Genomic DNA, 24,448 nt, shown 5'->3' on the forward strand with positions numbered 1-24,448 from the left:
TTAGAAGATGATGAAATTTATATATACACTAATAATAGAATGGCTGTCTCCTCAAGCAGAGTCGAGAGGTAAAGCTATCCTTGTCCCTGTCAGTTCGAGCCTGCCTAGTCACCAGACAGGCGGAGTCGAGAACAAAAGGAATGCCTCAAATTTAACTTTAAACTTGACACTTATACTTGCGCTTGTATTTGTTACATCCTGCACAAAAGACTTTGAAGAAATCAATACGAACCCTAATCAGCCTGTTGCTGTACAACCAAGTTTGTTGCTAAGACAAGTGATTTATGATTATGGAGAACAAATGTCCTACGAAGGTTTTACCGCAGGTGATTTGCTAGGGCAATACAGAACAGCACTAGATTTTAATTTGTTTGACCGGCATGATTTAAAATCGCCGCAATTGGGTGGTAATCCTTGGCCTATTTTATATACAAATCTTAGGGATAATGAAGAGATTTTACACTTGTCATTAGAAAACCCAACTTTTGAAGTATATGAAGGTCCAGCCCGAATTTTAAAAGCCTATATGGCAGGCGCTTTAACCGATATGTTTGGCGATGTGCCTTACTCGGAAGGTTTTCAAGGTAAAACTGAAACTGTAACCCCTGTTTATGATAATCAAGAGCTTATCTATAATGGCGAAGAAGGAATCTTTGATAATCTCGAAAAAGGGATTAACGCTATAGAAAATTATGCAGGTACTATTCCTTTAGAGGGTGATATTCTTTTTGAGGGTGATTTACAGGCCTGGGTACGTTTTGCAAAATCACTCCAAATTAAATTTTTAATGCGTACCTCTAACGTTCAAGATAATGCAGCAGCCTTGCAAACACTTTTTGATGAGGGCGTTTTTATTGCTGAAAATTCACAAAATGCAACTTTTGATTTTAATGATGGAGAACCCAACAACTTCCGCTTAGCGCGATTACGAATCGGAGATTTCAACAATTTTGTGCTTTCAGAAACGATGGATGAAATTTTGACCGATTTAAATGATCCAAGAATTTCAACATTGTTTCGCCCGATTTCTAATAGTGATACGGGGGAATTTAACGGTTTACTTAACGGCGTGGACGCTACACAGAATGCGGTTGTCTTAGCCGATTTCTCTTTAGCAGGAACTAGTTTTAGAGAGGCTACAAGCGCATTAGATGCCAACTTTATGACTAGCTGGGAAACTCATTTTCTAATAGCGGAGGCCGCAGAACGTGGTTTTATCACCGCCAATGCACAAGCCTTATACGAAACTGGGGTGACACAAGCTTTTGAATATTGGAATACTGCATTACCAACAAATTATCTAAGTGCAGAAGGGGCTTTTACCAAGGGTGATGCTCTAGAAAATATTATAACCCAAAAATGGATAGCAAATATCATCAACGGATATGAAGGATGGATAGAATACCGAAGAACAGGCTTTCCGCAGTTAAAGACAATTTCAGCTAGTTTAAATAATGATTTGCTCCCTGTTCGCATGCCTTATCCTGCTGAGGAGCAAGCATTGAATGCAGTAAATTATGAAGCGGCGGCGGCCAGAACGGATGGCAATAGTATTAATTCCCCAGTTTGGTGGGACTCGCAAAGCGAGAATTAATTATTAAATACCTTGAGTGCTATTTCCTTAAATAGCCTCTAGAATTATAAAAACATGGAAGTAAGATTTTGGCAATGGGGTCTAGTGATAGCATCTAGTTTGGTGTTGTTCTTTCTTTCCCCTTTGGCAAATAATACCAATCAGTTTTTTAAAGCTATTCAAAAAAAGAAAGCGCCAAATACCTTTATGTTGATGGGTAGTTTGGTGATTTCGTGGATATTCGCCAAGAGTATTACCAATGCAGCAAACTTAGGATTAGATTATGGTATTGTAGGAGGTGTGGCTTACGCTGCCTACTATCTATCGTTTGCAGTAGCTGGTATCGTAATCTATAAAATGAGGCTTCATGGAAAATATAATAGTATCCATCATTTTTTGACATCCAAGTTTGGAAAAGGAGCGGTTGCCGTATTCTCTATATTAATTGCCATTCGGCTCTTTAATGAAGTTTGGAGTAACACCATGGTCATTGGCACCTATTTTGGCGATATGGGTTCCAGTTCGTATTACTGGTCTATTATAGTTTTTACAGCATTAACACTAGCCTATGTTTTAAAAGGTGGTATGAGTAGTTCCATTTTTACAGATGTACTTCAAATGGGCTTATTTGGTATTTTACTTATTGTAATTCTTGGTGCTATTTTTACATCAAAAGAAACATTTACACCTACCCAAGTTATTAGCTCTGGAGTTTGGTCTTTTGACATGGGATTAAATCTACTTTTTGCTGCGGTATTACAATCCTTTAGCTATCCATTTCATGACCCTGTGCTTACCGATAGAGGTTTCTTAAGTAGTCCTAGGGTCACACTAAAAAGTTTTCTATGGGCTAGTATTATTGGAGGTGTCTGTATTATACTATTCAGTATAATTGGTGTTTATGCGCAATCGCAAAACATGACAGGGCAAGCAGCTGTGGAGGTTGGTAAAGCATTTGGTGTTGTTATTTTATTAGTTATTAATTTTATTATGATTACCTCAGCTGCATCTACTTTAGACTCTACCTTTTCATCTTTTTCAAAATTATTATCGGTGGATTTAAACCTAGGAAATACATTAAAATTTGGACGTTGGTCTATGGTTGTTATTGCCGTTTTAGGTACTATTCCTGTTTTCTTAAATGCAGAAATACTATCTGCGACCACAATAAGCGGTACCATGATTATTGGATTAACTCCCATATTTCTATTTTGGAAAGACAAAGCCTCAAAAATCAGTTTTCATTTAAGTGTTTTTTGTGGATTACTATTCGGATTTCTATTGATTTTCAATTGGTTTCCGCAATCATTAATATTTACTACAGGCAAGTATGCTGATTTACTTTGGATTAATTTCTGGGGAATTTTAAGTTGCGTACTACTCTATTTTATACCCAAATGGATAAGGATATAAAACATATCGGAACTAAAACTGGAAAGCTTTTGCTTTTTGGCGGTGTCTATAGCAACTTACAGGCTTTAGAGCAACTCATTGTTATTGCCAAAGATGAAGGGATTGCTCCTGAAAATTGTATTTGTACAGGAGATATCACTGGCTATTGCGCCCAACCTGAAGAAACTGTTCAGGCATTTAAAGCTTGGGGAGCTTTAAGTATTGCCGGTAATGTAGAATTACAACTGGCTAACGACAGTGAAGATTGTGGTTGCGATTTTAAAGCTGGTGGTCGTTGTGATAGTTTTTCTAAACTTTGGTTTCCGTATACCAAAGGTCATTTATCACAAGAATCTTTGGATTGGATTACTACCATTCCCAAATACCTAAGTTTTGACTATGGAGGAAAAAAAGTAACTGTGGTACATGGCAATTATGGTAATACGTCGGAATTTATATTTCAATCGAATGCCGACGCCAGTAAACAAAACTGTTTTAATGATACTGAAAGCGATGTGATTATTGCAGGGCATTGTGGACTGCCATTTCATCAATCCATAAAAGAAAAACTCTGGTTAAATCCGGGTGTTATTGGCATGCCAGCAAATGATGGTTCCACAAGAGTTTGGTATATGCTCTTAGAAATAGAAAGCAGTGAATTAAAATATACTCATCGGTCTTTTGAGTATGATTACAACATTACGCAACAATTAATGTATAAAAACCACCTACCTGAAGAATATGCAGATACGCTTTCTTCCGGCATTTGGGATAATATGGAAATCCTCCCCGAAGTTGAAAAAATGGGGCAGGGCATTCCGATTTACTTAGACAATACAAAACAAAATATAGCACCTAAAACACAGAAAAAGATGGCAGATACGTATTACAATCCGAAAGATTTACGAAAATTTGGAAAAATTACCGAATGGAGCGAAGAGCTTGGTACCAAATTTTTTGATTATTATGGTAAGGTTTTCGAAGAAGGCGCACTAAGTGCTAGAGAGAAATCTTTAATTGCGCTTGCGGTTTCACACGTAGTAAAATGTCCGTATTGCATAGATGCGTATACCAAAGATGGTTTACAAAAAGGCATTACCAAAGAAGAAATGATGGAAGCCGTGCACGTTGGCGCTGCAATTGAGAGTGGAGCAACCTTGGTACACGGCGTGCAGATGATGAACAAATATGATAAATTGTCGATGTAAGCTCCCTGTCCCCCAAAGGGGGAAAATAATTGATTGCAAAATTGACACCAATAGAAGACTATAAAATATAGTTTGGTTAAGATTGATGTGTGAGAACCATCAACCAATAACCATCAACCAATAACCATCAACGAATAACTAAAAAATATATGGCTACAAAATCATTAAAAGCAAAAGGAAACGAGCTTGCGCAAAGCAACAGACAGCTTGATATTCTTAACGGAGGCATCTTCGCAGACGGGGAACTACCTTATTTCAAGGATAAAATAGGTGAAATAGGGCATTTTCCACTGCGTCCTAAAAAGTTGGAAATCCTTCAAATCAATGTAGGGTATATGTGCAACCAAGTGTGTGAACACTGTCATGTAGATGCTGGTCCAGATAGAAAAGAAATCATGACCCGTGAAACCATGCAACAATGTCTTGAAGTGATTAAAAATACGGGGGCGCATACGTTAGATTTAACTGGGGGGGCACCAGAAATGAACCCTGATTTCGAGTGGTTCGTAGAAGAAGCTGCAAAAGCGGGAATCAAAGACTTTATCGTTCGTTCTAACCTAACCATTATTCGGGCAAATAAAAAATACTACCACTTACCAGATTTCTTTAAAAAACACAATGTGCATGTAATTTCCTCTATGCCACATTATACCCGTGGTAAAACGGATAAGCAACGTGGCGATGGAGTTTTTGATAAGTCGATAAAAGCCTTGCAAGAACTTAATGCAAGGGGTTACGGAATGCCGGGTAGTGATTTACGATTAGATTTGGTCTACAATCCATCTGGGGCATATTTACCAGGAGACCAAATGGCCATGGAAAAAGACTTTAAAAAAGCCTTGGATGAAGATTTTGGTATTCAATTTCATAATCTCTTTGCCATTACCAACCTACCTATAGCGCGCTTCTTGGACTATCTAATAGCTTCTGAAAACTACGAAGATTATATGTATGCCTTAGTGGAAGCTTATAACCCTGCAGCTGTGGCAAATGTAATGTGTACCAATACGATTTCCATTAGTTGGGATGGTTGGCTCTACGATTGTGATTTTAACCAGATGCTAGACCTTAAAGTCGCCAGTAAAGTAAAACACATTAAGGATTATAACGAGGATTTACTGAACGATAGAAATATTATTATTTCACAGCATTGCTATGGTTGTACTGCCGGTGCAGGAAGTAGTTGTCAAGGGACAGTGGCTTAGATTAATAGCTTGATTTCTTGGCAAACTAGTCGTAGAATTTCCTTTAATTATCAAAATTGGATAGAAATATATTAGTGGATTACTTCTATGACTTTTTGAACCACATCATCTGCCAAAATAGTTTTCATGACATCCTTATAGCCATCTGGAACCTTATTACCATAAATAGAAGTAGGTATTAACGGAAACTTTTCTCTATCAGCTAATAAAGCATTATCCGCTGGCTGACCAAAAGGAGCAAAACCGGCATATGGATGCGTTACGCCCCATAACGTTACCACCGGAACCCCATAATTCGCTGCTAAATGGGCGTTACCACTATCCATGGAAAGCATTATATTTAAATTTGAAATTATGGAGAGTTCTTGCGTAAAGGACATTTTTCCTACTACACTAACACAATTTACGAACTTTTCTTCCCATGCTTCTAAGAGTTGTTTTTCATGATTTCCACCTCCAAAAAGTAGTATTTGATAGTTTCCTGAAGCATTTAGTTTATCTACAACTTCCTGCATTAATTTATATGGATACGTTTTTCCTGAAAAAGCTGCAAACGGAGCAATCCCTATCCATTTTTGTGTTTTGGGACATGATAAATCCGGAAGCCTAACAGCAATCTCTTGTTTAGGTAATGTAAAATTCTCCTGCAAACGTATAGGGAAATTTAACGATTTGAACACTTCTGCATATCGTTGGTGTGTTGTTTTTAAAGGTCGGAAAAAATTTGGTTCTCCTGAGGTCAGCACTTTCTTCTCTTTCCTTCCTTTATCAATTTTCTGAAAAGGGGTTCCTGAAAACCAAAAGAAAAATTTTAAAATATTACTTCGTAGCACATTGTGTAAATCTGCTACTGCATCAATATGCAATAATTTCAGTTCTCTGTACAATTTCCAAAGTCCGAAAATTCCCTTATGCTTTTCTTTTACATCAGCACCATAGATTGATATATTAGGGATTTCTGAAAAAATAGGTTTAAAAAAGTCTTTGGTAAGAACTGTAATTTTAAGTTCTGGATAAGTATTTGTGAGGTGTAAAAGCACAGGAACGGTCATCGCAATATCGCCCATGGCAGATAGGCGAATAATAAGGAGATGGTACGTTTTATTTTTGTCCACGAAGGATAGGATTTAGTTCCTCATCATTATACATCTTCATTTGTTTGTAGACTTTCATATACTTTTTACCTGCTTCAATATCGACCAATAATTGGTCTATAGCGGTAGAAAGGTCTTTCTTCTGTTCTAAAAGTACCCGAAGTTTAGCGCTACACTTTTCAATATGAGAAGGAGTAGCATCAGTTCTATTCGCTTCTTCTTGCATATGGTATATCTTCAGTGCAAGAATAGATAATCTATCTATCGCCCAAGCAGGACTTTCCGTATTTATAGTGGCATCTTCTTTTATTTCAACCGATTGGTATTTTTTTAGGAAATAACTATCGATAAATTCTACCAAATCTGTTCTATCTTGATTACTGGCATCAATTTTACGTTTTAAAACAAGGGCTGCCGAAGGTTCAATTTCTGGATCTCTAATAATATCTTCATAATGCCATTGTACGGTATCTATCCAGTTTTTACGATATAATAAATGCTCTATACTGTCTTTGTCATATGGGTTTGAAAAAGACTGGCTTACATCATCAAGCACATGGTACTTATCAATGCTTTCTTCAAATATCTTAAAAGCGGAATTGCTGAACATGATAGAAATTTTAGCAAATATACCCTATCTGTTTATTTTTTTACCAGATCAATAAGAAGTAAGGTAAATGGAATCAATATGCATACCAGCAACACCGCTTCTTTTAAGCGTTTCTTCTTAAAGGTTTCCATAAAGTTTGTTGCGAAAATCGCTGCAGGAAAAAACGAGTAAAGCAGTATGGTATAGTTCTTATTCTCAAGATTTTGAACACTAAAAACCACAATAACCACTAGAAAGTAGACCAGTAACAAACGTAAATGTATAATTCTTCCAACGCCTTGGTATCCTTGTTTAACAAGTACGAAGCTTGCAACAATTAAAATTACAATGATATATAGAAAAGGTTTTATGCTAAAATTGGCCATAAAACTTTCCAATAAATTAGTGTCAACATGTATTACATAATGATTCTCAATGAAATTGATATTCTTGGTCAAGACCAGAAATGCACTTATTAACAGAACAAAAAAGACAATAGCGATAATTGGCACCAGCCAATTCTTAAATTCTTTCGTGCCGTAGATATAGACTGCCAAAAAAACCACTACTAAAAACAGCAACACCCAAGGATCAAAAACACTCGCGACACATATCCAAAGTGTAGCATCAAAAATCTTCTGTTTTACCTGTTTTAGGTTTTTTAATGCTAGCAAACGATTTAATGACAACAATAAAAAAAGGTTACAAAATACAATCTCCTTATACTGCAAAATCTTTGGCACTGCCATACATAACAGCACAAAGAACAACATGGCAAAAGAAGTGGTATTGGTAGTTTTTCTTGTTCTAACGGTCTCTTGCACCCCAATTACCTGAAGCGAAATTGCTATTAATATAAGCAGAAGAAATACAACACTATCGAAGTTGATTTTTAAGATAAAATAGTTCGCAACATAAAAAAGAACGAGCATAATCAATAAAACCAAATAGTTGATCGGCTTAGTTTTGCTAAAAAAACTTGATATCATATTATGTTTTACTATTTTTGCCTAGTAAATATAGCTAAGATGAGTGCATTTTTTTATTGGATAGAAGACTTATTTGTAAACGTACTTTTTGCCCCTTATGATTTTTTCCGTTTTATGGAAAACTGGTGGGGTGCAAACACCATCAACTGGTTGTTTATGATTATTGGTTTTTTAGCTATGGTTTACTGGATGGGACAGTTAAAAATCTTTAATGACAACGGCGAAGAAGACAAAAGTAGCACTTCGCATTCTTATTTATAGTTTCATTTCAACCCGAAAGTTAGCTTCACTATTCCATTTAAAGGTCGAAGCCTAAATCTTTTCGGTAGTATATTCCATCAAAACTAATTGTTTTCAGGCTTTTATAAGAGGTTTTTAAAGCGTCTTTAAAATCTGTACCGTATGAGGTCACGGCAAGAACACGGCCTCCATTCGTCTCTACCTTTCCATCACTCCACCTAGTGCCCGCATGAAATACAATAGATTCTTCTGTCTGTTCTAGACCTTCGATTTCTTTTCCTTTTTCATAGGCTTCTGGATAGCCTCCTGAAACCGCCATTACCGTAACTGCAGTTCTCGTATCAATATCTAAATATATCTTGTTCAAGCTTTGATTTGACACAGCCTCTAGAATCGTAACAAAATCATTTTTTATACGGGGTATGACGACTTCGGTTTCCGGGTCGCCCATACGTACATTATATTCTATCACTTTAGGTTCATCACCAGCTTTTATCAACCCAATAAAAATAAACCCTTTATAGGGATAACTGTCTTTTTTTAATCCTTCTACAGTTGGTTTTACAATTCTTTCTTCAATCTTTTGAATAAAGGTTTTGTCTGCAAAAGGCACCGGCGAAATAGCTCCCATACCACCTGTATTGAGTCCGGTATCTCCTTCTCCTATACGTTTATAGTCTTTAGCCATTGGCAATACCTTGTAATTTTCACCATCGGTAAGTACAAAGCAACTTAATTCGATACCGTCTAAAAACTCCTCGATAACCACCGTTGTACTTGCAGCACCAAACTTAGCGTCTAAAAGCATCGATTTAAGCTCTTTCTTTGCTTCTTCAATGTCATTGAGTATCAAAACCCCCTTTCCTGCAGCTAAGCCATCCGCTTTAAGCACAAATGGCGGATTTAGACTTTCTAAAAACGTATACCCTTCTTCTAGGTTGTTTGAAGTAAAACTTTGATAGGCAGCAGTAGGAATGTTGTGCCGCATCATAAACTCCTTTGCAAATTCTTTTGAGCCTTCTAAAGTCGCTGCTAACTTTTCCGGGCCTATTACCGATACTTTTTTTAATTGTTCATCTCTCAAAAAGAAATCATGGATTCCGTTTACCAAGGGATCTTCAGGACCAACCAGAACTAGGTTAATGTTCTCTTTTAAAACTAGTTTTTTAATCGCTTCAAAATCATTGACCCCAATAGCAACATTCTCGGCTAGCTCTTTGGTTCCTGCATTGCCCGGTGCTACAAAAAGCTTAGTCAGTTTGCTGCTCTGCGCTATCTTCCAAGCTAAAGTATGTTCGCGTCCTCCAGAGCCAAGAATAAGAATGTTCATTTGTCTAATTTTTGGCTAAAATACTATTTGAAAAAAGTCTAGCTAAGAATTGTTAGAAAAATCTCTATGTTCTTTTTTTTGAAGTTCTTCAGGGGACAAAGATTTAAAGTAGTCATATACTTTCTTCAATCCTTCAGAACGATGCACTTTAGGTTCCCATCCTAATACTTCTTTAGCCCTTGAAATATCTGGTTGCCGTTGCAGAGGATCATCTTTAGGCAATTCTTTATAAATGATTTTCTGATCAGAGCCTGTGAGTTTTATGATTTCTTGGGCAAATTCAAGAATGGTTGTCTCATCTGGATTTCCGATGTTGACGGGCTCCACATAATCGCTCATTAACAAACGATATATTCCTTCTACTTGATCATCGATATAGGTAAAAGAGCGGGTTTGAGAACCATCACCAAAAACAGTTAAATCTTCTCCACGTAATGCCTGTCCCATAAAAGCAGGGACTACTCTACCATCATTCAATCGCATACGGGAACCATATGTGTTGAAAATACGAACGATGCGCGTATCCAACCCATGATGACGGTGATAAGCCATGGTAATGGATTCCATAAAGCGTTTGGCCTCATCGTAAACTCCACGTGGCCCAATAGGGCTCACATTACCAAAATATTCTTCGCTTTGCGGATGTACCAATGGATCTCCATAAACTTCAGAGGTAGAGGCAACTAGAATTCTGGCATTTTTCTGCTTGGCCAATCCAAGAAGATTTAAAGTCCCCAGTGATCCTACTTTCAGGGTTTCAATTGGAATCTTTAAATAATCAATAGGGCTTGCTGGAGATGCAAAATGCAGTATATAATCCAGTTCCCCTTCTAGATGAACAAAAGTGGAAACATCATGATGGTGAAATTCAAAATTTTCTAAAGGAAATAAATGCGCTATGTTTTTTAAATCACCTGTAATAAGATTATCCATTCCAATTACATAATGACCTTCTGCAATGAATCTATCGCAAAGATGTGACCCAAGAAAACCTGCAGCTCCTGTGATTAGGGTTTTTTTCAATTTTCAATTATTTAGATACTCTGTTATTTTGTGGAATGATACTACTTCTATACCGTTACTCCTTTTTTGATATTCGTCTCCTGCATATACTACATAACCTCCTTTACTATCAGATAATCTATTCCAATATGCTATTCCTTTAAAATAATCTTTAGTAACGGTGTGCCCCATTTTTATTTCAAGAGGCAAAAGATTGATCCCATTATCTAAAAGAAGATCTATTTCATTACCAGTATTGTTTCTCCAAAAGTATAAATTATCAGATAAGCCCCTATTGTATCTATACTTTAACACATCCATTACTACCATATTTTCGAAAAGACTACCCTTGAGAGGATGTAAATCTAATTGTTCTGGATTTTGAATTCCCAATAACGAACAAACTAATCCTACGTCGTAAAAATACAGTTTAGGCATTTTTACCAATCTTTTGTTAAAATTCTTATGGTGTGGTTTAAGTCGATATACAATAAAGCTAGCTTCTAACACTCCTATCCAAGATTCTATGGTCTTATTATCTACACCCACTTCAATTGCCAAAGAATTTTTATTCAATAATTGTCCTACCCTGGAGGCACATAGTCTTAAAAAACGCTCAAATATCAAAAGATTATCTATGTTCTTTAGCTGCCTTACATCTCTTTCCACATAGGTTCTGATATAATTGGAAAACCATTTGCCTACTTCAAAATCCTTATCATAGAGTGGTGGGTAAAATCCTTTATACATTAACTCAAGTAAGTTTTGTGGTTTGGCTTTCCCTAGTTCGCTAATTGAAAAAGGCATTAAGTTTATATACCCTACCCTACCTGCCAAACTTTGTGTAATGCTTTGTTGTAGCAAAAAATTATTAGACCCCGTAATAATAAATTTTGAAAGCACTTTAGACTCATCCAACATTTGTTGTAAATATGAAAAAAGCTGAGGTGCTCTTTGAGCTTCATCGAAAATAGCCCCCTCTTTGTACTGATTTAAAAATCCCTTGGGGTCTTCTAGGGCGAAACTACGTACATCTGGGTTCTCTAAATTGATATAAGGCTTATTTGCAAAAACTTGCCGCACCAAAGTTGTCTTGCCCGATTGCCTGGGTCCAACAACAGCAATAGCTTTATACTGCTTTGAAATGTTCCTTAGTTCTTTTTCTGCCGTTCTTTCGATCATGTATGCAAATATATACAATTTAGGAATTTTATTCCTAAATTGTATATATTAAATTTCACTTATAAAAATCGAAATGTGCTATTCTTAGAATCACCTGTAATCAGATTATCCATTCCTATTACTAATGACCTTTTGCAATAAATCTATTCGTAGAGATGAGATCCTAAAAATCTTCCAGCTCTTGTGATTGGGGGGGGGTATTTCATTCTATTAATATGCCTTTTCTTCACCAGCAATACCGTTAAGTATTGTCTGAAAAATAATTTTTAAATCTAATAGAAAAGACCAATTCTCTACATAGAAAATATCAAATTTAATTCTATTTTGAATATCACTATCCTGCTCTATTTCTCCTCGATACCCTCTTACCTGTGCCAGTCCTGTAATCCCAGGCTTTACAAAATGGCGCAACATGTATTTATCCACTTTATTTGCATATTCATCTGTATGCTTTAACATATGGGGTCTTGGCCCTACAACAGACATATTTCCAAAAAACACATTATAAAACTGAGGTAACTCATCAATACTGGTTCTTCTAATAAACTTGCCAATCTTGGTAACTCGCATATCATTTTTACCTGCTTGTTTGTGATCCGCATCTTCGTTAACTGCCATGGATCTGAACTTAAAACATTGGAATTCTCTATTATCAAAACCTGTTCTTTTCTGGATAAAAAATATAGGCCCTTTAGACTCCAATCTAATGATTAAAGCCAATATTGGCGCAAACCAGATTAATATGCCAAATATTACAAAAACAGAAAATATAACGTCAAAGGCTCTCTTTGTAAACGCATTGATAGGGCTGTGCAAAGGTATATCTCTTAAAGAGAGTATCGGCAAATAGTCGTAATACTCAAACTTTAATTTTTTAGAAAAAATATTTTTATTATCAGGAAGAAATTTTAGTGTTTTAAGATTATTATCTGCAAAGTTGATAAAAGCACTTATTTGAGTGTTCGTAAGTTCAGATACCGAACAATAGATTTCGTCTACATTATTCTTTACTATAAAGCGAAAACAATCCATTATATTGAATTCGTCTTTTTTAGGAGAAAACTGTTTTTTAAAATCATATCCGTATTCCGTTCTTTCAGTGAAGACATTGATAAGCTGTTGTGTTTTTTTATTATCGCCTATTACTACCACATTTCTAATATTACCTTTAATCTTCTCCCTATACTTCATTAAAAGGTAATAGAAGACAAATTTTAAAATAAACACAGCTATAAAAACAAAAGCAACATATTTGGCAAGAGCCAGTCTGCTCATGTTGGGTTGTTTAAAAAACCCAATAAATGCATATACAATTAAACCATAGAAAAAAAATTGTCTAAAAAGCAGTTTTAAAATATGGGTGACCTTAGTATACCTATAGATAATATAAAACTCTACCGAAAATGCGATTACTATCCATGCAATGGAAATATAGGTGTGAAATAAATAAGGAGTTAAAAAATTAATAGGCAAATAATAAGCTAAAAAGTTTATAATAACAAGATCCAACCCATAAGAAAATGGAGTTATAAATCCAGAATATCTACCTTGTTTAAAAAACATCTATTAAAAATACTCTTTAACTCACAAAAGAAACTTTTTTTGCATAAATAGTTAGCTAAAATACATTTGTTCAAGAGTTTTTTTAAGTGAAAACTCATTAGTTATTTTGCCAGCTAGCTTAATTAATTTTTTAGACGAGCCTTTGAGTTCTTTTATTTCATGTTTCCGTATAAATTTTTCGTTTATATTTATTCTTATAGAATGTGAGGATATATCCGTCATTATTTCTAATATATCTTTTATGCTATATGTACTTCCAGAAGCAATGTTCACCGCGCCTGAATCAAAATTAGATGTCAAAAGTTTTTCATAATTATCTATTAAAAATTCAACATTGTTGTATTCTCTAAATGTATCAATGTTTCCCAGTTCAATAGTGTGTTTTTTTTGCTTAAAGTGACTTACTATTTTAGGTATTAAAAAATGTTCTTCTTGTCCTATTCCAGTATAGTTAAATGGTCTTGTTATTATAATATTTAACTTACTAAAAAAATTAGCTGCCATATTTTCCATAGCCAACTTACTATTACCATAATGATTTGCCGGTTTGGGGCACATTTCTTCAGAAAGAATTGAGCCTATATTTCCATAAATTGCCGCACTACTCGCAAGTAATATCTTATCAGCCTTTATCTGCAAATCAATGACTGATTCTAATAAGTTTAGTGTCCCAATTACATTTGTTTCATAGATTTTTGAAACATCCTTAGAAGCAACAAAGGAAATGGCTGCTAAATGAATAATATAATTTGGTTGAACCTTTCCTAAAAGGTTTCTGATTTCGACAGAATTTAATATGTCACATTTAAAATGATTTTCATTTTTTGGTGTAGAAAATGAAGTGCCATAAACAGTATATCCTTTGTTCTTTAAAAAGGCCTCTAGATGCTTTCCTGTAAATCCGTTAATTCCTGTTATTAAAACAGTTTTGTTAGTAGGACTTTCCATTCTTATTTCTTTCAATATCAGAAATCACCATCATTTCACATAATTCTTCTAAAGTGGTTTTTGCTTTCCAACCTAAAATGTCATTTGCTTTCTTGGGGTCTCCAATCAACAAATCTACCTCTGCTGGTCTATAAAACTTTGGATTTACTTTTATAAGTGTTTTTCCATTTTTTACATTCTTCCCTACTTCTTTTTCTTCTTCTCCACTCCATTCAATGTCTATTTCAACAGCTTTAAAAGCCATATCCACAAAATCTCTTACAGTTTCAGTTCTACCCGTAGCTAAAACAAATACATCTGGTTTATCAGCTTGTAAAATCCTGTACATTCCTTCTACATAATCTTTTGCAAAACCCCAATCTCTCTTAGCATTCATGTTTCCTAGTTCTAAAACATCTTGCATTCCTAAGGATATCTTAGCTACTGAATCCGTTATTTTTCTGGTGACAAACTCTTTTCCCCTAAGTGGCGATTCATGGTTAAATAAAATTCCGCTCGAAGCAAAAATATCGTAGGATTCTTGATAGTTTAAAGTAGCCCAATGCGCGAATACCTTTGCAACACCGTATGGACTTCTTGGATGAAAAGGTGTTTCTTCAGATTGAGGAATTGCTTTGACTTTGCCAAACATCTCTGAGGTCGAAGCTTGGTAAAATTTTATTTTTGGATTAATAGTTCTAATAGCCTCAAGTAAATTTAAAGCCCCTATTCCAGTAATGTTAGCAGTTGCAATTGGCTGGGAAAACGAGACGCCTACAAAACTCTGAGCTGCTAAGTTATAGATTTCGTCAGGTCTTATATCATTAATTATTCTAAAAGCACTCGAGAGGTCTACTAAATCATACTCAAGCAAATGTAAATTTTCGTGTTTTTCTATTTGTAACTCCTCTATTCTCCAGAAATTTGTGGAACTTGTCCTGCGATAGGTTCCATATACCGCATAACCTTTGCCTAACAAAAGTTCGGCTAAATATGCGGCATCTTGTCCTGTTATACCTGTAATAATTGCTTTTTTCATTTTACTCTTTTATTGTTTTTCCAATTTTCGTAAAGTTCTTCTATCTTTTGCTTGAATTCCTTTTCGAACCTCTCTATACTGAACTTCTGCGCGTTTTGCCTTATTAAATTCTTATCAAAAACTTGGATATTCTTTTCGAAAAAATCTACTGCAGCCAAAAGAGATTCCGAATTTTGATTTTTAAAAAATACTCCCGTAATATTTTCGGTTGATATATCACTATTAGGAAATACCCCATTTACTGTTTCCAATATTCCACCTTTCCCAAATGCTATTACAGGAACTCCCGCTGCCTGTGCCTCTATTGGCGCAATACCAAAATCTTCTTCTGCAGCAAATATAAATGCTTTAGCCTTTTTAATTAGGCTTAACATCTTATTCTTTTCAAGAAAACCTAAAAGCTCAATATTTGAAGTTGCTAGCTTTTTAATTTTATCGTAATCTGGACCCTCACCTATAACTATTAGTCTTTTTTCTGTTCTAGAAAAAGCTTCTACAATTAGGTCTATTTTTTTATAAGGTACCATTCTGGAGCAAGTAATATAATAATCTTCAGTTACATCAGATATTGTAAAAGATTTGGTGTCTACAGGAGGGTAAATTACAATTGCTTCCTTATTATATATTTTCTTAATTCGTTTAGCCACATAATTAGAGATTGCAATATAGTAATCAGGCCTATTTGCAGTAGCATAATCCCATAATCTAAGTTTATGTAAAAAATATTTAGCCAAAAATCCTTTGATTCCAGTTTGGAGACCAGATTCACGTAAATACTGATGATATAAATCCCACGCATATCTTACGGGAGAATAAACATAAGAAATATGCAATTGATCATGCCTAGTCAATACCCCTTTGGCTACCGATGATGATGATGATATTATTAAATCATACTTGGTGAGGTCAAATTGCTCAACAGCTATTGGAAATAATGGTAGATAGCTTCGATATTTACTCTTGCCAAAAGGTAATTTTTGAATAAATGAATTTGTTGTTGATTTACCTTTTAGAATTATCTTCCTATTTTCATCTGATAAATCATCCACCAATGAAAAGTGATTAAAATCATCCCAAATATTCGTGAAGCTTTCTACACATCTTTCTGCGCCCCCATATACGGTATACCAATCATGCACTAAGGCCTTTTTCATTCTTGCTAAAAATTAAAATTGAATTGAATAAACTGTAAAAAATAATTCCGTCATGCCTGCTGATTAAGTTTTCTGTCATAAAACAAGCCATTGTTAAAATAGTAAAAGAAAAAAGCAAATAATCAGATTTCCAATATGAAATATATAAGACAACAAAAAGACTAATTAAAAATACAGCCAAAGCAAATACTCCTCCAACTAACACGACATGAAGATATTGATTATGGCTATTATAAAGGAATTTTTGATATACATTGCTAGGGATTCTTTCTTGATAACACTGATTCAGATTTAACTGTACATCACCAACTCCATAGCCTACTAATGGGGATTTCTTTATAAGCTGCCAGCTACAAAGAAAAATACCCTTTCTAATATCCTCTGATGAAATGTCTTCAAAATTCAGACTATAATCGCCACTGGGCAAAGAGTGTTCTACATTAAATACATTTTCGACCCTTTGCATAAAATTAGATTCTGACAAATTTAGAAAAAGAATGAAGCCACTTAGTAAAAAGAAAACCAGAATAAATCTTAAACTAGACTTGACCCTAAAAAAAAGATAAATACAGCATAGTATTATAGTCATACTAAGAGGCATTCTAGCACCAATGGTTATTTGCCAATAAAGAAAGTAGATAATCAAGACCATTCCAGCCATAATTAATTTTAACTTTTGACCGACAGCCCAGTTAACTATTAATGAAAATAAAATAAGCACCCCAAAACCGACCCAAAGAGACATATACGTTCCATGTACATTTGAAACCATTTCAAGATATTGTCTTATTTCCCAATGAGAACTATCTGAAAAATACAATTTGTTTAATGAAAAGATATTCAAATATATTAGGCCTGAGCTTATTGCAAATATGTATATATATTTAATGTGGCCTATTTCATTCTCGCTCAGACAATCTTTTCTTAAAAATCCAAAAACGAGAGGAAACAATGCTATTGGGATTACTCTTATCGTTTGATTTATTCCCTTTTCCCAATTAGAAGAGTAGCAGATAGTTACAGCATAAATTAAAAAAATAGAAGAAAGTAAAACAATTAAAAAAAAATCTTTTAAACCAAAAACATCAGTGTTATACCTTTTTTTTTTTAAATATAGCAGAAAAGATAAAATAGTGAAACATATTAACAATATACTCTCTAAACCCCTTGGTAATAGAGGAAATAGAGCAAGCGAATAGAGTAAAAAAGACCATAACCTATTAAGACTAAAGTTAAGCTGCACCATAGGTACTTTCGTTTATAAGGTCATCAATAATTTCAATATGTCTTTTGCCTGCAGTCTCCCAAGAAAAACGTTTAGCCTGTAGCTTTCCTTTTCTTACATACATTTTTCCTAATTCTTGATTTAATACAAATTCTTGAATTTTTACAGAAAGCTCATTGAAATTAGTAGGGTCAAAATACATAGCTGCTTCTCCACCAACTTCTGAGAGACTTGTTGCATTGGAAGTTAAAACTGGCACTCCGCTTGCCATAGCCTCCAATACAGGCAGCCCAAATCCCTCATAAAGGGATGGGAATACAAACAAACTAGCTTTTTGGTATATCAATGGAACTTCATAATCTTCAACATATCCCGTAAAAAAAATATATTTCATAAGACTATGTTCTTCAATAAACTTAAAAATCTCTAAATCTGGAGTTATAAAGCCTTCCTTTTTTCCTAAAATAACTAATTTATAGGTCTGTTTTATATTCTCTGGCAAAATTTTGTATGCCCTCAATAAAGTAAGAAGGTTTTTGTGTGGTTTTATATTTCCGACATAGAGAATATATTTTTCTGGAACTTCATATTCTAGGTTTTGATAAACATTGGCAAATTTTGCAAAATCAACTCCACAGTAAACAATTTTTATCTTTTTTGTTTTGGCATTAGTATACTTTAATAATTCTGCTTTTGAGAATTTGGAAATAGTGATTATTTTCTCACTTTTTCTTACGGCCAAAGCATATAGTAGTTTTGCATAAATCCATTTTGCAAAGGAACTACTTTCTTTATTGGCTAAATGGTTTACGTCATATATAGTTGTCAGCATTTTTCTTGCCCTTGTAGGTAAAAAAGGAGCATTAAAATGTGGACACCAGAAAAGATCTGTTTTCGGAATTATAAACGGGTATAGTAACTGTTCTTTTAGTGAATATATTTTTAAGTTGAATTCTATTATTTTCAATCCTTTTGTCCACTCAAAGCTAGCCAGTTCTTTTAAATCTCCTAAAAGGGTTAGATTAAAATTTTCGGAAATTATTGGCAAAATATTTTTCAAATATGTGCCAATGCCCGAGCTGTTAATCATTCTGGCGTCAACTACTAAATCTTCTTTTCGAATCTGCTTTTTCATTTAATGAAATTATTATGCCAAGTAAAAACCATGGGTATAAAAAATAAATCTGAACTCCTGTTAGGAAAAAACAAGGGAATACAAATAAAAATATCTCCATACCATTCCTTAAAACCATCGTCTTCTTTATCAAATAAATTAAAATAAGAATAAATGAGAATAAAATAAATATACCACCATCTACCATTAGTTGAAAAATACCGCCAAGGCCATGTGCATCTGTCTTACCTGGCGGTGATTCTGGAATAAAACTTCTATACTTTTTCAAATTCCGCTGTAAAGGATAATTTCCTAATCCAATTCCAAAAATTGGATTTTCCAATACCATTTTAGGAGCTATATGAGAACCTGCTATTCTACCCATAATTAAACTAGTATCATTTGGTCTTTCAGAAACATACTTCTCCATATTCTGAATGTGCTCTATGTATACATTTGCTAGTTTTGCAAAAGCGAATATGGCAATGACGCCTCCTATCAATAAAACAATGAAGCTAAGACTTTTGATTTTTCTATAAACCGTTTTATAATAATAAATAACCCCCCATATTACTAAGAGTAACATGCCTGCTTTGGATTTTGCAAAAAAAATAATATTAAAAATTATAAAGAGTCTTATTATTATGTTTAATCTTGATTTATACCAAAAGGAAAGTACAAAAACAAATGAAAGCATTAAACCATAAGGTCCACCTTCTACAAACCCTCCCTTTAATCTATAGTCATTACTAAAAGTAATATAGACTAAGTCTGAATTTGAGATTATACCATTAATAACAAGCACATATATTAGTGAATTAATAATGATTAAAATGAATGATATAAAAACAATTCTCTCCACAAATTGAATTAATTTTTCATGAGATTTATTTTTAAAATAAAAAATTATCAAAGCAACTAGATTGATACATGCAATCAATTCGAAAAATCTACCTATTGTAATTAAATAGGGTTTTTTTAATATAGACAAACCTTTTAGTGGTGGGAACTCTCTGTATATATTAAAAAACAATGAAACTCCTAACCAAAGAGAAAATAAAAAATAAAAATAAAGACACCATTTGTTAATTTTTCTGGAATATAAGAATGGGGGTAGAAACAATAGAATAATTTCAGATAATTTAACCACCCCAATTTTGAATTCAGTGAAGTGTATGCTAAGAATAACCAGAATAATCAGTAAAACTTCTTTAATGGATAATTGCTGGCTAAATTTCATTAGGGATTTTGATTACTGGTGAAGTTTCAAATTCAAAACTTTTTAAAGTTTGGTTCCTTTGGTTCTTAAACCTGTCATTTTCTGTGTCGATATAGACTAGTTCTTCTAAAATTTGATTCCAAGTTAGACAAATAGGCCCAATTTGCAAATCTTCGTACTCATAATAAAATTTAGCGGTGTTTCTGTATTCTTCTAAATCATAACTCATAAACAAAATTGGTCTATCAACCAAAATAAAGTCAAAAAAAACACTTGAGTAATCAGTTATTAAAACATCTGTAAATTTTAACATTGGATAAGGGTCTGCGTACTCATATATAAAAATATTATTGAATTCCTTGGCTATTTCATTAACTTCTTCTAGGTCTAAAAAATGTGCTTTTATAATAAATAGCCAATTTCTATGACGACAAAATTCATTTAGCTCTTTTAAATTTAAGCTTGAATCTTTAATTACATCTATAATTGTTTTTCCAAATTGTCTTCTTTGGGTAGGCAACCACGATATTATTTTATCATATTTGTGATTGATTGACTCTAACATGATTTTTTCAGGAAAGAAGTTTTCGGGTAATATAAAATCTTCTTCCAAACACAATGTTCTAGGCTGCCTTGCAATAAATATATTATCTTGAATCTTATTGTTTCTAAAAGAAAAAGAAAATGCTTCATAAGAATTTTCCTTGGCTGTCTGACAAGGTGCCAAGAGATAATCACAGGTCATGTAATAGGCGTACGGTAAGTATTCTGCTATGAATTTCCTGAATTTTCCTTTAAAATTATCATCATACCAGTCTCCGCCGTAGCCCACTTTTCTCAGGGCCATGGCATGCCATAGTTGTACAATTTTAGCCCCTCCGACCAAACTACCGTTTATGTCGGTGAGTTGATGCGAAATAATTGCATTGCCTGCCCTTAAACACATGTAAATGCCCTTTGAAGAGTATAGGTATTCCGCAGGTAGATCTAAACTATTTAACATGCTCACAACATCTTTGTTCTTCGAAATCCAAACTAAATTTCGATTTTTGGACAAAGAGGAGGAGGTATAGTGTTGAATATAATAGTATTTAGGGTTATCAGCAAAATGCAACCCAAGATTAGATCCTATTACGGTAAGGTCTTTTTTCTTAGGGAATATTTTTGAAATTAAATAAATAGGCCCACCTATCACTATGGTAATAAAATATCTGATACCCTTTACTAGCATAGTCTAATTGTTTTACTTCAAACTGTTTATTTTAATTAATTTTTTAACTCCATGCATTCTAACTGAAAAAACAATTACCTGTGTGAGGATTAATAAGAGGGCCATAAGATAAATTGTTAAATATGGATAAATTATCAACAACACTAAAAAATGTATTATACTACCCGCAACTACGCTATAATTAGCATGTTTTTCATAGCCAAAGGCACCAAGCAAAGGATAGCCTATAAAAATAGTAGGAACAATAACAAACGCAAGCAAACAAAAATATTTCAATAATTCAGCACTTTCACTATACCCATCACCAAATATAATGTTGACGATTTCCCCAGAAAAAAAATAGGTGAACGTTAAGACGGTTAAGTTTACCAAAATAACGCCAACGAATATTTTTTTAAAAAGTTCCATGTCGCGTTTCTTAACCATAAACGGATAAATAGCATCGGATAAAGGAGTGTAGACAACTATCATTGCCGTATATAATTTCTCAGCAACCCCAAAAATGCCGGCATAATATTCACCTAAAAATATACCGACTATAAAATTATTTCCAGAGGTGTACGCTGCAATTGAAGCCCTAGATAAAAAATACTGGGTACTGTTGTTCAATTGCTCCTTGATTTGAAACCATTTAGGTATTGAAAAATAAACCCCAAACTCTTTCTTTGCCAAATAAATTGATACAAAACCAGCTAGCGTAAACCCTATTGAATATAACAAAGGGACAAATATATAGTCCTCAGAGCTATTGATTACTACAAAAATTAATATCGTAAACGTTAGCTTCGAAACTAGGTTAACAATAGTAATATATTTCATCCTTTCCATTCCTTGAAACAGCCATATAGGAGTAAAGGTCTGACCGATTACCATGCCGAAGCCTAAAAAATATGCCTCTCTATGCTCGCTTATAATAGGCACTGTAAAACCTAATATTGCCAATAATAAAAATGTAATCAGTAGAAGTACGATTTTTATGCTTATAATACTGCTGAAAATTTCATTTACTTTTCTGATGTCAAGTCTATGATTAGATACTTCTTTAGTTGCAGATAGATTGAAGCCATAATCATTTAGAACGAATAGGAGCTGCATTACTGAATACACCATAAAAACTACTCCATAATTTGAAACTCCTAATACTCGTGCTAAATATGGTAGTGTAATAAATGGTAAGATTATATTAGCAATCTGTATTGTTGATAATGCTAGAAAATTCTTTACTAAAACATTCTTTAGAATTGATTTTTTCATGAAATTCTTATTCCAGCGTTAGAATATTACGGAGCGACCCTTTTCTAAATAGAAACAAAGAGCAGTTGCGTATGATTTTAAAGATATTTTATCAATAATTAATTAGTCTTCTAGCTGCCAAATAATTCTTTTGCCCTTAAATAATCCTCCTCAAAGTCCACCTCAACAAACTTATATTTAAGAATATCTAAAACCTTTATGAATATGGAATCATTATCAATCGCACTTTGTACCACTGATTCCATATAATAGTTTAAATTTCCAGTCTTAAAAAGCTCTTCTGCCCTGTTTTTAAAGTAAGGTATTGTTTCTTTACTGAATTTTGCTATTCCCAAAAATTCTCCCTGTGCTTTTTCTGGAGCAACTTCTTTAGTAATGTCCAAAAGGTTATTGTTATTGTCCAATACCACCTTCATTTCTTCATCTCCACATTCCTTGTTTTCATAGGGAAGTACCATGTCTCCATTACTTTCCGTAAGCATTTGCCATATTTCATAGTCGGCAAGTGTATCCGCATGAAGAAAAAGAAAGTCTTCTTTGATGTGGCCTAGCGCCATATAAAGGGACCCTAGCACATTACAATAATTCCAAAAAGGATTGTATATAATTTCTACTTTAGCATTATTTTCAATGTGTTTTTCTATCAATTGACTGTTGAATCCTGTGACTACTAAAATTTTTTGAATCCCGATTTTTTCTAAAACCCTGAGATTATAATCTAAAAGCGTGTTTCCATTGTAATCCAAGGGTAATAAACTTTTTGGTAAATCAGTTGTATATTCCCCTAATCTACTTCCCTTGCCTGCGGCCATTATTACTGCAACCATTATAGTGCTAATTTTAAAACATTATTGATACTTGATCTGTCCTTGTAAGAAGGGTCAACCTGCATATTTCCCGAAACCTTGTTGGCTATTTCGTTAATATTATGCTCATGTAGCCCTAGTTTGGTGATTCCAAAATTAATATTGAGTTCGTTCTTTAATTTATCTACTTTTTCAATAAACTGGTCTACTGTCAGATTAAGGTCTGAAGCCAATAGATTAAATGCTTCGATATTCTCTTGCTGCAAATGTTTTAACCAACCTTTATAAATGGCAATAAGTCCTTGAGCATGGCTTGTCTCCGTCATTGGTCCAATTACATATTGTATTCTATGTGGTAGACAAGTAGAGCTAAATGCAAGATTAATGCCCATAAGGGTGGATACTATTGCTACCTTTTCCATGTCCTCTATTGAATCATTTTTACATGCCGGAACTAAGTGTTGAAATATTGTTTTGATACAGTTTATTGATTGAATCCTTACTAATGCAGTGCTTTTTTTAGAAATATATGTTTCTATCGCATGCGTTAAACAGTCAAAACCCACTTCTGCTTTAAGAGCAGTAGGGCAGCCATTATGTAAATTGGCATCAATAAGCACATAATCTGGTTGTACAATTTCACCTCTAATTCCACCTTTTTTTCCATTTACCTTGTCATAAAGAATAGCACCAAAAGATAATTCAGCTCCTGTGCCAGCTGTTGTTGGTATTGCCAAAAGCTTAATTTTTTCTGTCGGTATTGGGCTTCTGCCATAAAAAACATCCTTATAAGAAGTGTTGCCAAATGCTACTGACAATGCTTTTGCTGCGTCGATCGTAGAGCCTCCGCCAATTGCAATAATACTATCGAGTTCTACTCCCTTTAATTTGTCCAAAACCAAATCAAGGTCTTCAAATGGGGCATCTGGCCTTACATGATTAAAAATGTGTAATTGGGAATCATTTTTCAAACCATCAAATATTTCGTGCAATCCATGATTTTCACTGACAGTTTTAGAAGAAATTACCAAAATTTCTTTTCCAAGCGGGAATTTTTTTATGGAGCTTTCACTAACTTTTTCAATTATAATGTCAGGTTTTATGGAATACAT

Annotated in this window: 22 protein-coding genes and 1 pseudogene; 6 read left to right on the forward strand and 17 right to left on the reverse strand. The window is 33.9% G+C overall.

The genetic code is table 11. The annotated features are described in order from the left end of the window. The first annotated feature begins 7 nt into the window (after nt 1–7). The 5 genes and pseudogenes from ACFSQJ_RS13755 (at nt 8) to arsS (ending at nt 5,378) form a co-directional block, all read left to right on the forward strand. Nucleotides 8–1,594: a SusD/RagB family nutrient-binding outer membrane lipoprotein gene (locus ACFSQJ_RS13755; protein WP_377767547.1), complete on the forward strand. Its 1,587-nt coding sequence runs from the start codon at nt 8–10 to the stop codon at nt 1,592–1,594. A gap of 54 nt (nt 1,595–1,648) precedes the next feature. Further along, nucleotides 1,649–2,986, forward strand: coding sequence for a sodium:solute symporter (locus tag ACFSQJ_RS13760; RefSeq protein WP_377767548.1), 1,338 nt, complete (start codon nt 1,649–1,651; stop codon nt 2,984–2,986). After that, a pseudogene (locus tag ACFSQJ_RS13765) lies at nt 2,971–3,606 on the forward strand (metallophosphoesterase family protein); the annotation flags it as partial. The gene ACFSQJ_RS13760 and the pseudogene ACFSQJ_RS13765, both read left to right, overlap by 16 nt. A gap of 231 nt (nt 3,607–3,837) precedes the next feature. Then, nucleotides 3,838–4,173, forward strand: a complete 336-nt coding sequence (locus tag ACFSQJ_RS13770) for an arsenosugar biosynthesis-associated peroxidase-like protein (RefSeq protein WP_099573502.1) — start codon at nt 3,838–3,840, stop codon at nt 4,171–4,173. A gap of 149 nt (nt 4,174–4,322) precedes the next feature. Further along, on the forward strand, nt 4,323–5,378 hold the full coding sequence (arsS, locus tag ACFSQJ_RS13775; protein WP_377767549.1) for an arsenosugar biosynthesis radical SAM (seleno)protein ArsS: 1,056 nt from the start codon (nt 4,323–4,325) through the stop codon (nt 5,376–5,378). Between the two features lie 71 nt (nt 5,379–5,449). On the opposite strand, the gene ACFSQJ_RS13780 is transcribed toward arsS, so the two are convergent. The 3 genes from ACFSQJ_RS13780 to ACFSQJ_RS13790 are packed head-to-tail and all read right to left on the reverse strand — an operon-like array spanning nt 5,450 to nt 8,050. Continuing rightward, nucleotides 5,450–6,493 (reverse strand): glycosyltransferase family 9 protein, encoded by a 1,044-nt coding sequence (locus ACFSQJ_RS13780; protein WP_377767550.1) that lies wholly within the window; start codon nt 6,491–6,493, stop codon nt 5,450–5,452. Beyond that, on the reverse strand, nt 6,480–7,082 hold the full coding sequence (locus ACFSQJ_RS13785) for a DUF4254 domain-containing protein (protein WP_377767551.1): 603 nt from the start codon (nt 7,080–7,082) through the stop codon (nt 6,480–6,482). The genes ACFSQJ_RS13780 and ACFSQJ_RS13785 overlap by 14 nt, the downstream gene beginning before the upstream one ends. A gap of 32 nt (nt 7,083–7,114) precedes the next feature. Next, the gene (locus tag ACFSQJ_RS13790; protein ID WP_377767552.1) at nt 7,115–8,050 is read right to left on the reverse strand and encodes a DUF6427 family protein; all 936 of its coding nucleotides are present in this window, start codon (nt 8,048–8,050) and stop codon (nt 7,115–7,117) included. Between the two features lie 39 nt (nt 8,051–8,089). Here ACFSQJ_RS13790 and ACFSQJ_RS13795 point away from each other — a divergent pair, with 39 nt between their 5' ends. Then, entirely contained in the window at nt 8,090–8,311 is a 222-nt protein-coding gene (locus ACFSQJ_RS13795) for a DUF6341 family protein (protein WP_377767553.1), read from the forward strand. Nucleotides 8,312–8,348: 37 nt separating this feature from the next. On the opposite strand, the gene purD is transcribed toward ACFSQJ_RS13795, so the two are convergent. From purD to ACFSQJ_RS13865, 14 genes are all read right to left on the reverse strand, one after another. Further along, entirely contained in the window at nt 8,349–9,620 is a 1,272-nt protein-coding gene (gene purD / locus ACFSQJ_RS13800; RefSeq protein WP_377767554.1) for a phosphoribosylamine--glycine ligase, read from the reverse strand. A 42-nt stretch (nt 9,621–9,662) separates the two neighbouring features. Continuing rightward, the gene (locus ACFSQJ_RS13805) at nt 9,663–10,643 is read right to left on the reverse strand and encodes a UDP-glucuronic acid decarboxylase family protein (RefSeq protein ID WP_377767555.1); all 981 of its coding nucleotides are present in this window, start codon (nt 10,641–10,643) and stop codon (nt 9,663–9,665) included. A 3-nt stretch (nt 10,644–10,646) separates the two neighbouring features. Further along, nucleotides 10,647–11,804 carry an ATP-binding protein gene (locus ACFSQJ_RS13810; RefSeq protein WP_377767556.1) on the reverse strand — a complete coding sequence of 386 codons (1,158 nt, stop codon included), beginning with the start codon at nt 11,802–11,804 and terminating at the stop codon, nt 10,647–10,649. Nucleotides 11,805–12,014: 210 nt separating this feature from the next. Beyond that, on the reverse strand, nt 12,015–13,367 hold the full coding sequence (locus tag ACFSQJ_RS13815; RefSeq protein ID WP_377767557.1) for an undecaprenyl-phosphate glucose phosphotransferase: 1,353 nt from the start codon (nt 13,365–13,367) through the stop codon (nt 12,015–12,017). Nucleotides 13,368–13,418: 51 nt separating this feature from the next. Beyond that, complete coding sequence (locus tag ACFSQJ_RS13820) at nt 13,419–14,315, reverse strand: GDP-mannose 4,6-dehydratase (RefSeq protein WP_377767558.1); 897 nt, start codon at nt 14,313–14,315, stop codon at nt 13,419–13,421. Then, on the reverse strand, nt 14,299–15,333 hold the full coding sequence (gene gmd, locus ACFSQJ_RS13825) for a GDP-mannose 4,6-dehydratase (RefSeq protein WP_377767559.1): 1,035 nt from the start codon (nt 15,331–15,333) through the stop codon (nt 14,299–14,301). The genes ACFSQJ_RS13820 and gmd overlap by 17 nt, the downstream gene beginning before the upstream one ends. Further along, nucleotides 15,330–16,382, reverse strand: coding sequence for a glycosyltransferase (locus tag ACFSQJ_RS13830; RefSeq protein ID WP_377767618.1), 1,053 nt, complete (start codon nt 16,380–16,382; stop codon nt 15,330–15,332). Before ACFSQJ_RS13830 ends, gmd begins: the two co-directional genes overlap by 4 nt. Before the next feature lie 82 nt (nt 16,383–16,464). Beyond that, nucleotides 16,465–17,733 carry an O-antigen ligase family protein gene (locus ACFSQJ_RS13835; RefSeq protein ID WP_377767560.1) on the reverse strand — a complete coding sequence of 423 codons (1,269 nt, stop codon included), beginning with the start codon at nt 17,731–17,733 and terminating at the stop codon, nt 16,465–16,467. Beyond that, complete coding sequence (locus ACFSQJ_RS13840) at nt 17,720–18,847, reverse strand: glycosyltransferase family 4 protein (protein ID WP_377767561.1); 1,128 nt, start codon at nt 18,845–18,847, stop codon at nt 17,720–17,722. Before ACFSQJ_RS13840 ends, ACFSQJ_RS13835 begins: the two co-directional genes overlap by 14 nt. Next, nucleotides 18,810–20,066: an O-antigen ligase family protein gene (locus ACFSQJ_RS13845; protein ID WP_377767562.1), complete on the reverse strand. Its 1,257-nt coding sequence runs from the start codon at nt 20,064–20,066 to the stop codon at nt 18,810–18,812. The genes ACFSQJ_RS13840 and ACFSQJ_RS13845 overlap by 38 nt, the downstream gene beginning before the upstream one ends. Continuing rightward, nucleotides 20,056–21,276 carry a CDP-glycerol glycerophosphotransferase family protein gene (locus tag ACFSQJ_RS13850; protein ID WP_377767563.1) on the reverse strand — a complete coding sequence of 407 codons (1,221 nt, stop codon included), beginning with the start codon at nt 21,274–21,276 and terminating at the stop codon, nt 20,056–20,058. Before ACFSQJ_RS13850 ends, ACFSQJ_RS13845 begins: the two co-directional genes overlap by 11 nt. A gap of 12 nt (nt 21,277–21,288) precedes the next feature. Continuing rightward, on the reverse strand, nt 21,289–22,530 hold the full coding sequence (locus tag ACFSQJ_RS13855; RefSeq protein WP_377767564.1) for an oligosaccharide flippase family protein: 1,242 nt from the start codon (nt 22,528–22,530) through the stop codon (nt 21,289–21,291). 110 nt (nt 22,531–22,640) lie between these two features. Continuing rightward, nucleotides 22,641–23,357, reverse strand: a complete 717-nt coding sequence (locus tag ACFSQJ_RS13860) for a phosphocholine cytidylyltransferase family protein (protein ID WP_377767565.1) — start codon at nt 23,355–23,357, stop codon at nt 22,641–22,643. Then, nucleotides 23,357–24,448: an iron-containing alcohol dehydrogenase family protein gene (locus ACFSQJ_RS13865; protein ID WP_377767566.1), complete on the reverse strand. Its 1,092-nt coding sequence runs from the start codon at nt 24,446–24,448 to the stop codon at nt 23,357–23,359. The genes ACFSQJ_RS13860 and ACFSQJ_RS13865 overlap by 1 nt, the downstream gene beginning before the upstream one ends.

This window comes from Croceitalea marina (assembly GCF_042684265.1).
GTDB classification, from domain to species: Bacteria; Bacteroidota; Bacteroidia; order Flavobacteriales; family Flavobacteriaceae; genus Croceitalea; species Croceitalea marina.

Coding starts and splice junctions, on each gene's coding strand:
- ACFSQJ_RS13755 (WP_377767547.1), top strand. CDS start 8: ATGATGAAATTTATATATACACTAATAATAGAATGGCTGTCTCCTCAA.
- ACFSQJ_RS13760 (WP_377767548.1), top strand. CDS start 1,649: ATGGAAGTAAGATTTTGGCAATGGGGTCTAGTGATAGCATCTAGTTTG.
- ACFSQJ_RS13770 (WP_099573502.1), top strand. CDS start 3,838: ATGGCAGATACGTATTACAATCCGAAAGATTTACGAAAATTTGGAAAA.
- arsS (WP_377767549.1), top strand. CDS start 4,323: ATGGCTACAAAATCATTAAAAGCAAAAGGAAACGAGCTTGCGCAAAGC.
- ACFSQJ_RS13785 (WP_377767551.1), bottom strand. CDS start 7,082: ATGTTCAGCAATTCCGCTTTTAAGATATTTGAAGAAAGCATTGATAAG.
- ACFSQJ_RS13790 (WP_377767552.1), bottom strand. CDS start 8,050: ATGATATCAAGTTTTTTTAGCAAAACTAAGCCGATCAACTATTTGGTT.
- ACFSQJ_RS13795 (WP_377767553.1), top strand. CDS start 8,090: ATGAGTGCATTTTTTTATTGGATAGAAGACTTATTTGTAAACGTACTT.
- purD (WP_377767554.1), bottom strand. CDS start 9,620: ATGAACATTCTTATTCTTGGCTCTGGAGGACGCGAACATACTTTAGCT.
- ACFSQJ_RS13810 (WP_377767556.1), bottom strand. CDS start 11,804: ATGATCGAAAGAACGGCAGAAAAAGAACTAAGGAACATTTCAAAGCAG.
- ACFSQJ_RS13815 (WP_377767557.1), bottom strand. CDS start 13,367: ATGTTTTTTAAACAAGGTAGATATTCTGGATTTATAACTCCATTTTCT.
- ACFSQJ_RS13820 (WP_377767558.1), bottom strand. CDS start 14,315: ATGGAAAGTCCTACTAACAAAACTGTTTTAATAACAGGAATTAACGGA.
- gmd (WP_377767559.1), bottom strand. CDS start 15,333: ATGAAAAAAGCAATTATTACAGGTATAACAGGACAAGATGCCGCATAT.
- ACFSQJ_RS13835 (WP_377767560.1), bottom strand. CDS start 17,733: ATGGTGCAGCTTAACTTTAGTCTTAATAGGTTATGGTCTTTTTTACTC.
- ACFSQJ_RS13840 (WP_377767561.1), bottom strand. CDS start 18,847: ATGAAAAAGCAGATTCGAAAAGAAGATTTAGTAGTTGACGCCAGAATG.
- ACFSQJ_RS13845 (WP_377767562.1), bottom strand. CDS start 20,066: ATGAAATTTAGCCAGCAATTATCCATTAAAGAAGTTTTACTGATTATT.
- ACFSQJ_RS13850 (WP_377767563.1), bottom strand. CDS start 21,276: ATGCTAGTAAAGGGTATCAGATATTTTATTACCATAGTGATAGGTGGG.
- ACFSQJ_RS13855 (WP_377767564.1), bottom strand. CDS start 22,530: ATGAAAAAATCAATTCTAAAGAATGTTTTAGTAAAGAATTTTCTAGCA.
- ACFSQJ_RS13860 (WP_377767565.1), bottom strand. CDS start 23,357: ATGGTTGCAGTAATAATGGCCGCAGGCAAGGGAAGTAGATTAGGGGAA.
- ACFSQJ_RS13865 (WP_377767566.1), bottom strand. CDS start 24,448: ATGTATTCCATAAAACCTGACATTATAATTGAAAAAGTTAGTGAAAGC.